Here is a 12,417-nt window from a genome sequence, read left to right as displayed (position 1 = left end):
GGACACAACGGTCGGCCGACGGTGCGGCGGCGAGGCTCAGGAGATCGGCCGGTCCTCGCCGCGCGCCGAAGGGGCCGCCTGCCTGAACGTCCAGGTGCTGTCTCCGCCGGCCAGCTCGGAGATCAGGTGGTGGTCCGGTGACAGCGCGCAGGCCGGGTCGGTGCGCCCGGCGTCGCCGGTGATCGCGTAGGCCTGGCAGCGGCAGCCGCCGAAGTCCAGCTCCCTGCGCGGGCAGCCGGCACAGGGCTCCTTCATCCAGGCGGTGCCTCGGTAGGCGTTGAACGCGGGCGAGTGCTCCCAGATCCAGCCGAGGGGGCGGTCGCGGGCGTTGGGCGGATCCAGCGGCAGGTCATAGGCGGCCGGGCAGGGCAGCACCCTGCCGTCGGGCGCGACGGTGATCGAGATCGCGCCCCATCCGCCCATGCAGGGTTTGGGCACGCCGTCGAAGTAATCGGGAATCACCCAGATCAGCTCGACATCCGTCTTCTCGCGATATTCCCGTACGACGGCCTCCGCGCGGGCGAGCTGCTCCCTGGTGGGCAGCAACGCCGCCCGGTTGAGCAGGCCCCATCCGTAGAACTGGGTGTTGGCCAGCTCGATGCGCTCCGCGCCCCACGCCAGCCCGAGCTCGATGATCTCGCCCACGGCGTCGAGGTTCGCCCGGTGCAGCACCACGTTGAGCCCGAGCGGCAACCCGGCGGCCGTGACGACGGCGGCGGCCCGCTCCTTCCGCGCGAACGACGTGACTCCGGCGATCCTGTCCGACTCCTCCTGCGTGGCCGACTGGACCGACAGCTGCACGCTCCGCAGTCCCGCTCCGGCCAGCTCGCCGAGCCGGCGCTCCGTCAGCCCGACGCCGCTGGTGACGAGCTGTGTGTAGACGCCTTCCCGGTCGGCCGTCGCCACGATCGACGCCAGGTCGCGCCTGAGCAGCGGCTCGCCACCGGACAGGTGGGCGTGCACCACGCCGAGCGCCGCCGCCTCCCGGATGATCCGCTGCCACTCGCCGGTGCCCAGCTCGCTCGACCTGGCCGCGAGCTGGGCCGGGTTGGAGCAGTAGGGGCAGCGCAGCGGGCACGCGTGCGTGAGCTCGGCCAGCATGGCCCACGGCGGGTTCACCGCAGCCATCCTTCGGCTCGTACGCGGTCGAGGAACTCCACCACGTCGGCCTCGACGTCCTCGGGGAACTCCGCCAGGATGTCCGCCACGGTCCGCCGCCCGTCGCAGAGCCCGACGATGGCCGCCGCCTCCTCGTTCAGCACGACGATCCGCTCGGGCACGATGAGCAGGTCCGCCTGCCGTACCGGATCATGACGAAGCAGCGCCGAGTGGGACAGGGCGGGCCGCCAGGTCGCCGACCCGGTCATTTGTACGCCCCGTCCACCGCGTCGAGCAGCGCCCACAACACGTCGCACTTGTAGCCGAGCGCCGCGATGGCCCTTTCCTGGTCGGGGCGGCCGCGCGCCCAGTCGAGGACCAGGCCCAGAGCCTCGCCGCTGTCCTGGCGGCCCTGGGAGACGCGGATCCGGAAATAGCGCAGCCCTTCCGGGTCGATCCACGGATAGTGCTTTTCGAAGGCGGCGATCCTCGTACGCATCAGGTCGGGCGCGAACAGCTCGGTCAGCGAGGCGGCCACGGCCTCCAGCACGGAGCCGTTGCGGCACAGGTTGACGTAACCGTCGACCGCCAGGCGCACGCCCGGCAGCACGCCCTCGCCCGACAACAGCAGGTCGCGGTCCAGCCCGGCGGCCTCGCCGAGGCGCAGCCACCGCTCGATGCCGCCCTCGCCCGGCCTGGTGCCGTCATGGTCCTGGATCCGGCGCAGCCACATCCGGCGAAGTTCGGGCGTGGCCAGCTTGCCGAGGATGAACGCGTCCTTGATCGGGATGTGCCGCTGGTAGTGGAAGCGGTTGAGTATCCAACCCCGCAGCTCGTCGCGGGTCAGCTCGCCCGCGTGCATGCGCTGGTTGAACGGGTGCAGGTGGTGGTAGCGCTTCTCCGCCACGGCACGCAGCTCCGCCTCGAAACCGTTCACAGGTCGATCACCATCCCGTCGGCGGCCACCTCGACACCCAGCTCGGCCAGCACCTTGTGCTGTTCGGCCGCCGGGTCCACGAGGGGGTTGGTGTTGTTGAGGTGGGTGTAGAGGCAACGGCCGGGGAGCCGGGAGAGGCGCTCCATGGTGGCCACGATCGGCAGGTGGCCCATCTGGGTGGCGGTCTTGGTGGAGATCCCGGTACGCCGGGGTTCGTCGTCGTCCCAGAAGGTGCCGTCGACGATCACGCAGCCGGCCGCGGCGAAGGCCTCGTCCAGCTCGTCGGGCCAGACGCCCATGGCGGGGGCGTAGACCAGCGTGGAACCGCCGTCGGTGAGGCGCAACGCGGACACCCAGCCCGCGGGCTCGGGTGACTCGGCGGCGTAGCGGGGCCGCTTGCCCGACACCGGGATGGCGTCGGCGTCGGCCCAGGTGAGCCGGAGGTAGGGCCGGAGGAGGTCGGCGAAGGGCCGCAGCGCCTGCCGTACCACCGGGGTCGAGCGCACCTCCAGTGTGTCGGCCTCTCTCAGCCGCAGCAGGCCGATCGTGTGGTCGAGCTCGGCGTCGGTGAGGATCACGCCCTTCAGCGGCGACTGTCGCGGGCCGGGGCCGGGCCTCAGCCAGGCGCACGCCTCGATCTGGTCGGCGATGTCGGGCGTGGCGTTGACGACGTAGCATCCGTCGGCCTGCTGGACGGCGAGACTGGCGTGGCGTCGCCGGCGGCCCGGATGGGCGCGCGCCCCGGAGCATCCAGGGCACGCGCAGTTCCACTGGGGCACGCCGCCACCGGCCGCGGTGCCGAGCACCTGCAGTCGCACGGCGATCCCCGGGTTACCTGGTGGCCAGGAAGTACGCGGACATCTCCATCGACGCCTCGACGACCTGGTAGTCGGGCTTGTGCCAGGTCGTCTCCTCGCCGCGGGTCCTGACCTTCTTCTCGTGGATCCTGCGGGGTTGCTTCTTGCCCTGGTCCTTTTGCTGGGACATACGAGTGCACCTGCCTCTCGTAGGGTGTTACAAACGACATGACCACTCGGGAGCCTGGCCGTCAATCCTTAGATCGGACCTATCCTCGGCGACGTTTCCCCCATGGCCGTTGTTCGCGCTGGTGTGGAGATTCTTCATCCGATGTCTCGGGCCCAAGGAGCTTGCGGTACTCGACGCTGAAGGTTACTTAGCGTTCCCTCACCATCTTCGTGAGTCAGGATGAATTAGATTTGTAGTGCTATGGGGGCGAGGGCGCGACCGCACGAGGGGAATCTGCCACTCGAGCTGACCAGCTTCGTCGGTCGCAGACACGAAATAGCCGAGGGGAAGCGCTTGCTCTCGGCGGGTCGGCTGCTGACCCTGACCGGTCCGGGCGGGGTGGGCAAGACCCGGCTCGCCCGGCGGATCGCCGCGGAGACGTCACGGCAGTTCCCGGACGGGGTCTGGCTGATCGACCTGGCGCCGCTCATGGTCGGGGATCTGCTCACCGAGACGGTCGCCGGCACCGTCGGATGCCCTCGGCCGGACATGGACTGCCTCGCCGAGCACCTGCGCGACAAGCGGATGCTCATGGTGCTGGACAACTGTGAGCATCTGCTCCCCCAGTGCGCCGCGCTGGCCCACGAACTGCTCGCCATGGCCCCCGAGCTGCGCCTCCTGGCCACCAGCCGGCAAGCGCTGCACGTCGCGGACGAGCGGATCCTCGAAGTTCCGCCGTTGACGGTGCCGAAGGCGGCCGACGCGTCCATGGACGGCGCCCGGCAGAACGAGGCGGTGCGGTTGTTCGAGGACCGCGCCGCGTCCGTGGTGCCCGAGTTCAAGGTCGACGACGGCAACGTCATGGCGGTGGCAAGCCTGTGCCGGCGGCTGGACGGCATCCCGCTGGCCATCGAGCTGGCGGCGGCGCGCGTCCTGGTGCTGTCCGTGGAGCAGATCCTCACGCGCCTCGACGACCGCTTCCGGCTGCTGACGACCGGCCCCACCACCGCACCGGCGCGGCAGAAGACGCTGCGCGCGCTCCTGGACTGGAGTTACGACCTGTGCTCCGCCGACGAGCGGTTGTTGTGGGAGCGCTTGTCGGTCTTCTCCGGCGGCTGGGATGTGGAAGCGATCGAGCACGTGTGCGCCGGGGACGGGATGGCCGGGGAGACCGTGCTGGACGTGCTGCATCAGCTGGTGGACAAGTCGGTCGTGCTGCGCCGCGGGCCACGTTTCGAGATGCTGGACACCCTGCGCCAGTACGGATGGGAGCGGCTCGCCGCCTCCGGCCAGGACAAGGCCGTGCGGCTGCGGCACCGCGACTGGTGCCGGGACCTGGCGGCGAGGTCTGAGGCGGAATGGTTCGGCGAGCTGCAGATGGACTGGCTCGGACGCCTGGCCCAGGAGCAGGGCAATGTGCGGGCCGCGCTGGAGTTCTGTCTGAGCGAGCCGGGTGAGGCGTGGGCCGCCCTCGAGGTCGCCGCCGCCATGTGGAGCCATCGGCTGTCGTGGAGCTCGCCGAGCGAAGGGCACCATTGGCTGGAGCGAGGGCTCGCGCAGGAGCCCGATGCCGAGGCCATCCGGGCCAAGGCCCTGTGGGTGGACGCGTGGCTCGTGCTGCTGCGCGGGGACCCGGATGCCGCGAAGCCGCTGCTGGAGGAGTGCCGGACGCTGGCGGAGCGGCTCGGTGACGAGGCCCAGCTCGCCGGCGCCGTGCACATCACCGGGTTCTCCGCGTTGCTGGCCGGCGATTTCGCGCGGGCGTCCACGCTGCTGGAAGAGGCCCTGGTCCGGCGGCGCGCCCTCGGCAACCGGGGCCATGCGTGGGTGGTGCTCTTCCAACTGGCGATGACGGCCGTTCTCATGGGCGATCCACGTTCCGCGGAGCTTTGTGAGGAGGTGCTGGAGACCTCCAGGCAGGCGAAGGCCGAGTGGTCGGTCTCCTACGGGCTGTGGGTCACGGCGCTCGACCGGTGGCGGCAGGGCTCTCTGCGGGACGCCGTGACCATGATGCGGGAGGCCGTACGGCTGAAGCTGCGCTGCAACGACCATCTGGGCCTCGCCCAGTGCATCGAGGGACTGGCCTGGATCCTGACCGACGACAAGCAGTACGAGCAGGCCGCCCAGATGCTGGGCGCCGCGCACGGGGTCTGGAGATCGATCGGTACGTCGCTGTCCGGGCTCCGGCACCTGGCGGGTGCTCACGACCGGTGCGAGGCCACCCTCCGGCAGAATCTCAGGGAGGGCAGGTTCAAGGCGGCCTTCGACCGGGGCGCGGAGCTCACCCCCGACCAGGCCGCCACCCTCGCGCTGGACGAAAGGGGCCAGGAAGGCGTCCCGCCGGAGACAGACGTGGCCTCCGTGCTCACCCGCAGGGAACGGGAGATCGCCGAATGCGTCGCGAAGGGCTTGAGCAACAAGGAGATCGCCGAGTCCCTGGTCATCTCGCAACGGACCGCGGAATGCCATGTCGAGAACATCCTCCGCAAGCTGAACTTCACGTCCCGGTCGCAGATCGTCAAAACCTGGGCCTCGCGCCAGTCCGACCAAGAGTGACCCGGGGCCTTTGACCTTGGGTTATGTACGATGAAACGGATATTCGGCGAGCTCGATGAGCCTGTCCGCCGGGTGGTGAAGTCCCGCGGAGACAGCTGTGCACGACGACATCCGCCCGGCCGGGCCGGGATCAACGACCGTCCCCGATCCGCTTGTCAGGATCCGGGGGCTGCGCAAGCACTTCGGCGGCATCCACGCGCTGCGGGGAGTTGATCTCGACCTCCGCGGCGGCCACATCCTGGCCCTGCTCGGCGCGAACGGCGCCGGCAAATCGACGCTGATCAAGATCCTGGCCGGGATCCACCACGCCGACGGCGGAGAGGTGATCGTGGCCGGCCATCCGCTGGGCAGCCAGGCCGCGTCCGGCAGCATGGCGTTCATCCATCAGGATCTCGGCCTCGTGGCGTGGATGACCGTCGCGGAGAACATCGCCCTCGGCGCCGGATACGCACGCCGCGGCGGATTCATCTCCTGGCGCGGGGTGCGCCGGCGCGGCAAGGACGCTCTCCGGCGAATCGCCTCTCACCTCGACCCGGACGCGCCGATCGCGCGGCTCACGCGCGCGGAACGCTCGCTCGTCGCCATCGCCCGCGCGCTGGCCACGAACGCGAAGATCATTATCTTCGACGAGCCGACCGCCGCCCTGCCCGCCGCCGACTGCGTCGTCCTCTTCGACGTCCTGCGTACGGTCCGCGACCAGGGCCACGGGATCCTGTACGTCACTCACCGGCTCGACGAGGTCTACCAGGTCGCCGACAGCGTCGCCGTCCTGCGCGACGGACGCCTCGTCAGCCAGGGCCCGCTCACCGGCCGCCCGCCGGCCGATCTCGTCCGTGACATCGTCGGCAGGGAGCCCAGGGTGCACCGGCATCGGATCCACAGGCCCGGAGACGTCCTCCTGAGCGTGGCCGACCTGCGTACCGGCCAGGCGGGCCCGGCCGGGTTCGCCCTTCGCACCGGCGAGGTGCTCGGCCTCGTGGGACTCGCCGGCGCCGGGCACGAGGACATCGGACGCGCGCTGGCCGGCGCGCGTCCCATCGTGTCCGGCCGTGTGCTCCTCGCCGGCCGCCCGTACCGGCCGGCTTCGGTCGCGGCCGCCGTCCACGCGGGCGTCGGGCTCGTAACCAGCAACCGCCAGGAGGAGGCCGCTGCCGGGGACCTGAGCGTGCGGGAGAACCTGCTGGCGAACCCCGCCACGCGCGGCCGCTCGCCGCTGAGCCCGACCGGATCGCGCCGCGAGCGCGCGGAAACGGCGGCGGTCATCACGCGACTGCGGGTCAGCCTCACCGACACCGAAGCGCCGTTCGCCGCGCTGTCGGGAGGAAATCAGCAGAAGGTGCTGATCGGACGCTGGCTCGGGGCTCGCCGCCGGCTGCTGATCCTCGAGGAGCCCACGGCCGGCGTCGACGTCGAAGCGAAGTCCGAGATCTACCGCCTGCTCGGCGAGTCCCTGGCGACCGGGATGGCCGCCCTCCTCGTCTCCGCCGACTTCGGGGAAGTCGTGAACATGTGTGACCGGGCGCTCGTGTTCGCGCGAGGTGCGGTGATCGCCGAGCTGAGCGGCGCCGCCCTCACCGTCGCCGCCCTCACCCGCGCTGCCACCACCGACCAGGCGGACCGTTGCTGACCAGAGAGCTCGTACGGCGGCGACTCTCGGCCGGCCATCTCATCGGCGGATACGGGTTGCCGGCGCTGGCCTTCGTCCTGTTCGTCGTGTTCGCACTCGTCCTGCCGGACACGTTCCCCACGGCGGCCAACCTGACGGCGACCATCTCCGCCTATTCGATCATCGCGATCCTGGCGCTCGGCGCGATGATCCCCATCGTCGCGGGGAACTTCGACCTGTCCATCGGCTACGGCCTCGGCCTGGGCCACGTCATGACGCTGCTCCTCATCGTCAACGCCGGATGGCCGTGGCCCCAGGCCTGCCTGGCCGTGCTCGCCGGCGGGATCGCGGTCGGCGTGATCAACGGTTTCCTCGTGGAGTACGCGCGCATCGACTCGTTCATCGCCACCCTGGGCACCGGCAGCGTCCTGTACGCGATCACGGGCTGGGTGACCGCCGGCGCCCGGATCTTCCCCGGACCGCAAGGCCTGCCCGCGGGCCTCACCGACCTGTACGACTCGAGGTTCCTCACCCTGCCGATCCCCGCGTCCTACGTCCTCGTCCTGGCCGTCGTGCTCTGGATCGTGCTGGAGCGTCTCGCGCTGGGTCGCTACCTCTACGTCATCGGCTCGAACCCGCGGGCGGCGGAACTCGTCGGCATCCCCGTCCGCCGGTACGTCATCCTCGCCTTCGCCGGCTCCGGCCTGGTGACCGGCTTCGCGGGGATCCTGCTCGCCGCCCAGCAGCAGATCGGCAACCCGAGCGTCGGGCTCGACTACCTGCTGCCGGCGTTCGTCGCCGCCCTGCTCGGCTCCACCACGATCAAGCCCGGGCGGGCCAACGCGTGGGGCACCATCGTCGCCGTCACCGTCCTCGCCATCGGGCTGTCGGGCATCAGCCAGCTCGGTGCCTATTTCTGGGTGACCCCCCTGTTCAACGGCGTCACCCTGCTCATCGCAGTCGGGCTGGCCGGCTACTCGGCGCGGCGCCGGATGCGTGAGGCACCCGCCGGGGGCCAGGGATGAACCTCGCCCGCCTCCTGCGCGGCGCGACGGCGCTGGCACTGGCCGCCGTGGTCGCCGGCGGCTGCTCTCGCGGCTCACCCGATCCCGCTCCGGACCCCACGCCCGGCCGGAACGGCTGCCCCGAGGTGGCGAACACGGCCAGGCAGGCGGTCGCGCGGGCCGAAGCGGTGAACACCCCTTGGGACGGTCCCACGAGCGGGCCGCGCGCCGTTCCCGGCAAGAGCATCGTCTTCGTCGCGTCCAGCATGACCAACCCCGGCGTGGCCGGCACCGCCAAGGGCGTCCAGGAGGCCGCGCGGACCATCGGGTGGCGCGTCCGCGTGATCGACGGCCAGGGCACTCCCGCCGGCATAGCAGCGGCCTTCGGCCAGGCGATCGCCCTCCGGCCGTCCGGGATCGTCATCGGCGGGTTCGACCCGGAGTCCGCGACCCAGCAGGTCAACCGGGCCAATGACGCCGGCATCCCGCTCGTCGGCTGGCACGCGACCACGTCGCCGGGGCCCAGCACGAATCCCAAGCTCTTCACCAACGTCACGAGCCGGGTGGAGGACGTCGCGAGGATCAGCGCGTACTGGATCATCGCCAGGTCGAACGGCACCGCCGGCGTCGTGATCTTCACCGACTCGTCGATCCCCTTCGCGGAGAACAAGTCCCAGCTGATCAAGAAGACCTTGTTGAGCTGCCGGGGCGTCGAGCTGCTCTCGTACGAGAACATCCCGCTTCCCGACGCGGGCAGCCGCACGCCGGTGGCCGTCTCGTCCCTCCTGGCCCGCTTCGCCGGGCGGTGGACGTACTCGGCCGCCATCAACGACGTCTACTTCGCCGACGCCGCTCCGGCGCTGCGCGCCGGCGGAAGGAGCGGCGCGGGACCGCCGTACTCCATCGGCGCCGGGGACGGAGACCCCTCGGCGTTCCAGCGCATCCGTGACCGGCAGTTCCAGCACGCGACCGTCCCGGAGCCGTTGAACGCCCAGGGCAGCCAGATCGTCGACGAGCTCAACCGCGCGTTCGCCGGCCACCCGCCCAGCGGCTACGTGACGCCGGTGCACCTCACCACGACGCAGAACGTGGACGACGCCACCTCATGGGAACCACGGGGCTACCGCGAGGCCTATCGGCGGATTTGGTTGGGATAGCAGGATCATCAGAGCCACAGGAACGACACACCGACCAGCGAAGGAATGCGCACCCATCGGGTGGAGACGCTGGCCGCGCCCGGTTACCTGATCGAGGTTGACGCGATCGCGGTCCTCGACTGAAGGCTGAGATGTCCGGCAAACCTCGCCACCTCGTCCTCCCGGCACCGGCAGCTGTTATTTCGGCTCCGACGACAAAGACCAGAAAGTGTACGGGGACACTCCGTGTCAGGCTCTCCATCAGCGATGCCGGGCACCCGGTGGTCGATGCGATGGACCGGCACCGGATGGATGCGCAGCGGGAGTTCCGCAGGTCGGGTGCGGAAGACGGACCCTGCGCGGGCTTGGGCAGCGGACTGAGACCCACTCCGTTCACCCTGTGGGGGATCAAGGAGGCGCGGAGAAGGAGGGCGTCGGCGAGGTGGCCGTTTAGCGGAAGTCCTCTTCGGCGGCGTCACGCAATCCGGAGGGCGGGACCGGGATGGCGGGGAACGGGTTGTCGGGCAGCAGAATGACCCGGCGCGCCCGGCGCGGCTGCAGGGCGGCGTCGAGATGGAGCAGCGCCGCGCCGATGCCGGCCGCGCCGGCCATGTAGCCGGTGTCGGCGCTCACCTCGCCGGGGCGAAGCCGCCGGTACGCCTGATACCAGCGGAATCCGCTGCCATCGTGGCCGTCGGCGGCACCGATGAGATGCTCGGCGAGTTCGCGAGCGTACGCCAGATAGGCGTCCTTCCCGGTCTCCGCCCACAACCCCACGAACAGTTCCAGCAGCCCGGCGGTGCCGCAACACTGGCAGGCCACGTTCCAGAACCCGGCCGTCCGCCGCCCCGGGACCCCGCTGCGCACGATGCCGCCGGCCAGGCGCTCCACCCACTCCAGGTGGCCGGGATCGCCGGTGACCCGGTACAGCTCGTAGAACATGCGCGCCACGCCCGCCGAGCCCGAGCAGAACCCGAGATAGTGCAGCCCGCGCTCCTGCGGCACGTGGTGCGGGACGACTGCGCACTCGCCGCTCACGACGCTGACCTCACGGACGAAGCCGGCGCCCCGGCCGGCCGCCTCCAGGAAGAGCCGCTCGCCGGTGACGCCGTACAGGCGAGCCAGGAGGAAGGCCGTCCCGGCCGTCCCGGCGAGGAACCCCGGGGTGACCGCGTCCACGGGCAGGTCCGGGCAGTCGCCGAACCGGTGGCCGGGCACGGCCAGGGCGGCGATGCGCGCTCCGGCCGCCATCGCGATCTCCTCGCAGCCGGGCGCGCCCAGCGCGGTGGCGGCCCGCAGCAGCCCGATCACGATCCCGCCGTCGCCGCGCTGCGCGGGATCCCCTGTCCAGCCGGGGCCGCCGTCCAGCGCGCGGGCCGCGCCGGCGACATGCTCGGCCGCGGCCAGGGCCTCCTCCTCGAAGGCGCTGTCACCGAGAGCCCACCCGGCCTCGATGAGCGCGACGACGGTGCCGGTCAGACCGTGATAGAGGGACAGGTCGTGCTGCTCCCGCCAGGTGGCGGCGAGGTATCGCGCGCCCTCACGGGCGTCCTCCAGGTAGGCCTCGTGCCCGGTCGCCGCGGCCAGTTCCAGGAAGAACAGCACGATCCCGGCCGCTCCCGCGTAGAGGGAGCCGGGTTCGGCGGCGGTGAGCGCGGACCTGCCACGGACATCGGGATTGGCGCTCCAGCGCCGCCCCGGCCCGTCGTCCACGGCGGCGGAGCGGATCCAGCGTCCCGCCATGATCGCGGCCGTCAGGGGTGTCTCGGCACGCTCGCTCGGCGAGCGGGTCCTGTCCAAACCCATTGCCCAAGTATCCCACACTTCTGGTAGGAAACACGTGTTTTCTGGAGGCGACGGCATCGAGGCGGTCCCAGGATAGCCGCCCCCGCACTCCGGTCAGAGCCGAACCGGGCGAGATCGTCCTGGGGGCGAAGGAAGGCCCGGGTGAGCGCCGGCGAGATCGTGGTGTTCGACTCCACCGGCACCGCCGTCCAGGACGTGGCCCTGGCGCAGGCGCTCTACGCCGCCGCGGTCAAGACCGGTGCGGGCCGCCGGCCACCTTGCGGGAGTGACGCGATCATCGGCCCCGGCTGAGATCTGCGCCGAACCCGGGGTCCGGGCCGTATGGCGATCCCCGGCCGGGTGCCGGATCCGCATTTCGCATGATCACCTCTCCTGCCTCTCCTGACGTCTCATGCGGCCGGTGAGGCATGGAGGGGGCGAGAGTCATGCGAGGAATGACACTAGACCGGGACGTCGAGGGTGACGGTGAGACCTGACGACACACTGCCCGTCATCGTGCCGAGCTGGCTCGTGTGCCCGTCGCTGAAGATGTTGTCGCTGTCCAGAGAGACCTCTCCCAGGGTGCGTACGCTCTCGCTGTAGCCGTCGGTCGCGTACACCATGTCACACGCGTCCTTGGGCAGCGCCACCTGCGAGGTCGCGATCTTGTTGTCGGACGTCGTGGCCTTGGCCAGGCTCGGATAGACCTCGAAATGGATGTGCGGCCACCGGCCCGGGTAGCAGGCGGGGAAGATGCTCGTGAAGGACACCTTGCCGCTGCCGTCGGTCTCCTGCACGCCACGCAGGTAGTTCTCGCCGGTGACGCTCTCGGAGTACATCGAGTAGTTGCCGTCGCGGTCGCAGTGCCACAGGTAGACCGCGGCGCCCGACAGCGCCGAGCAGCCGGCCGAGGTGTCCTGGACGGTCAGTTCGATGGTCAGGGGAACGCCCGCGGCGGTGCCCGAGCCCGAGCCGATGCTGGAGCGGATGTCGCTGCGGACGATGCCGCTCTGCGTGAGGATGTTCGGCCCGTTCGATCCGTCGCCCGGGTACGGGCCGGCGGTCTCCTCCGGGATCTCGGCGCAACCGCCGCCCGTCGCCGTCGCGCCCTGCGAGGCGGAGGACGTCGAGGCCGCGGTCGACGCGGTGCCGGTCGAATCGCCGGCGCAGCCGACCAGGGACGCCAGGCCGGCGCCGGCGAACAGGCCCAGGACCCGGCGGCGCTCCAGCAGTGTCGACATGTCGAACTGCAGCCCTCGGTCGAAGATGTCGTCGTGGTGGTGGCGCATTCCTACTCCATGCTGAGCATGCGCCGCTGCCGAACCGGCT

At 70.9% G+C, this 12,417-nt stretch carries 12 protein-coding genes; 5 read left to right on the top strand and 7 right to left on the bottom strand.

From position 1 onward, the window contains the following. Nucleotides 1-36 precede the first annotated feature (36 nt). Genes pqqE through ACIBX3_RS24590 form a run of 5 tightly spaced genes read right to left on the bottom strand, consistent with a single transcriptional unit; the run spans nucleotide 37 to nucleotide 3,022 of the window. Complete coding sequence (gene pqqE, locus ACIBX3_RS24610) at nucleotides 37-1,128, bottom strand: pyrroloquinoline quinone biosynthesis protein PqqE (protein ID WP_397120694.1); 1,092 nt, start codon at nucleotides 1,126-1,128, stop codon at nucleotides 37-39. Further along, entirely contained in the window at nucleotides 1,116-1,367 is a 252-nt protein-coding gene (pqqD, locus tag ACIBX3_RS24605) for a pyrroloquinoline quinone biosynthesis peptide chaperone PqqD (protein ID WP_397120692.1), read from the bottom strand. The genes pqqE and pqqD overlap by 13 nt, the downstream gene beginning before the upstream one ends. After that, on the bottom strand, nucleotides 1,364-2,035 hold the full coding sequence (pqqC, locus tag ACIBX3_RS24600; protein ID WP_397120690.1) for a pyrroloquinoline-quinone synthase PqqC: 672 nt from the start codon (nucleotides 2,033-2,035) through the stop codon (nucleotides 1,364-1,366). The genes pqqD and pqqC overlap by 4 nt, the downstream gene beginning before the upstream one ends. Then, complete coding sequence (gene pqqB, locus ACIBX3_RS24595) at nucleotides 2,032-2,853, bottom strand: pyrroloquinoline quinone biosynthesis protein PqqB (protein WP_397120688.1); 822 nt, start codon at nucleotides 2,851-2,853, stop codon at nucleotides 2,032-2,034. Before pqqB ends, pqqC begins: the two co-directional genes overlap by 4 nt. A gap of 13 nt (nucleotides 2,854-2,866) precedes the next feature. Continuing rightward, nucleotides 2,867-3,022 (bottom strand): hypothetical protein, encoded by a 156-nt coding sequence (locus ACIBX3_RS24590; protein ID WP_397120686.1) that lies wholly within the window; start codon nucleotides 3,020-3,022, stop codon nucleotides 2,867-2,869. A gap of 333 nt (nucleotides 3,023-3,355) precedes the next feature. Here ACIBX3_RS24590 and ACIBX3_RS24585 point away from each other — a divergent pair, with 333 nt between their 5' ends. From ACIBX3_RS24585 to ACIBX3_RS24570, 4 genes are all read left to right on the top strand, one after another. Continuing rightward, on the top strand, nucleotides 3,356-5,557 hold the full coding sequence (locus tag ACIBX3_RS24585) for a LuxR C-terminal-related transcriptional regulator (RefSeq protein ID WP_397120684.1): 2,202 nt from the start codon (nucleotides 3,356-3,358) through the stop codon (nucleotides 5,555-5,557). Between the two features lie 97 nt (nucleotides 5,558-5,654). Beyond that, on the top strand, nucleotides 5,655-7,184 hold the full coding sequence (locus ACIBX3_RS24580; RefSeq protein WP_397120682.1) for a sugar ABC transporter ATP-binding protein: 1,530 nt from the start codon (nucleotides 5,655-5,657) through the stop codon (nucleotides 7,182-7,184). Next, nucleotides 7,178-8,188: an ABC transporter permease gene (locus ACIBX3_RS24575; RefSeq protein ID WP_397120680.1), complete on the top strand. Its 1,011-nt coding sequence runs from the start codon at nucleotides 7,178-7,180 to the stop codon at nucleotides 8,186-8,188. The genes ACIBX3_RS24580 and ACIBX3_RS24575 overlap by 7 nt, the downstream gene beginning before the upstream one ends. Continuing rightward, nucleotides 8,185-9,324 carry a substrate-binding domain-containing protein gene (locus ACIBX3_RS24570; RefSeq protein WP_397120678.1) on the top strand — a complete coding sequence of 380 codons (1,140 nt, stop codon included), beginning with the start codon at nucleotides 8,185-8,187 and terminating at the stop codon, nucleotides 9,322-9,324. Before ACIBX3_RS24575 ends, ACIBX3_RS24570 begins: the two co-directional genes overlap by 4 nt. Nucleotides 9,325-9,753: 429 nt before the next feature. On the opposite strand, the gene ACIBX3_RS24565 is transcribed toward ACIBX3_RS24570, so the two are convergent. Next, nucleotides 9,754-11,109: a lanthionine synthetase LanC family protein gene (locus ACIBX3_RS24565; protein ID WP_397120676.1), complete on the bottom strand. Its 1,356-nt coding sequence runs from the start codon at nucleotides 11,107-11,109 to the stop codon at nucleotides 9,754-9,756. A 72-nt stretch (nucleotides 11,110-11,181) separates the two neighbouring features. On the opposite strand from ACIBX3_RS24565, the gene ACIBX3_RS24560 reads away from it, so the two are divergent. Then, a complete protein-coding gene (locus ACIBX3_RS24560) occupies nucleotides 11,182-11,400 on the top strand; it encodes a hypothetical protein (protein ID WP_397121031.1) in 219 nt (72 codons plus the stop codon). A gap of 149 nt (nucleotides 11,401-11,549) precedes the next feature. Here ACIBX3_RS24560 and ACIBX3_RS24555 read toward each other — a convergent pair whose 3' ends face one another. Then, on the bottom strand, nucleotides 11,550-12,377 hold the full coding sequence (locus ACIBX3_RS24555; protein ID WP_397120674.1) for an intradiol ring-cleavage dioxygenase: 828 nt from the start codon (nucleotides 12,375-12,377) through the stop codon (nucleotides 11,550-11,552). Between the last annotated feature and the right edge of the window lie 40 nt (nucleotides 12,378-12,417).

The organism is Nonomuraea sp. NPDC049480, from assembly GCF_044465905.1.
Taxonomy (GTDB): domain Bacteria; phylum Actinomycetota; class Actinomycetes; order Streptosporangiales; family Streptosporangiaceae; genus Nonomuraea.
The sequence above is the reverse complement of the archived record's forward strand: the minus strand, read 5'-3'. Positions and strand labels throughout refer to the sequence as shown.

What these genes read in the sequence shown, in the direction of transcription:
- pqqE (WP_397120694.1), bottom strand. Translation starts at nt 1,128, where the DNA reads ATGGCTGCGGTGAACCCGCCGTGGGCCATGCTGGCCGAGCTCACGCAC.
- pqqD (WP_397120692.1), bottom strand. Translation starts at nt 1,367, where the DNA reads ATGACCGGGTCGGCGACCTGGCGGCCCGCCCTGTCCCACTCGGCGCTG.
- ACIBX3_RS24590 (WP_397120686.1), bottom strand. Translation starts at nt 3,022, where the DNA reads ATGTCCCAGCAAAAGGACCAGGGCAAGAAGCAACCCCGCAGGATCCAC.
- ACIBX3_RS24570 (WP_397120678.1), top strand. Translation starts at nt 8,185, where the DNA reads ATGAACCTCGCCCGCCTCCTGCGCGGCGCGACGGCGCTGGCACTGGCC.
- ACIBX3_RS24565 (WP_397120676.1), bottom strand. Translation starts at nt 11,109, where the DNA reads ATGGGTTTGGACAGGACCCGCTCGCCGAGCGAGCGTGCCGAGACACCC.
- ACIBX3_RS24555 (WP_397120674.1), bottom strand. Translation starts at nt 12,377, where the DNA reads ATGCGCCACCACCACGACGACATCTTCGACCGAGGGCTGCAGTTCGAC.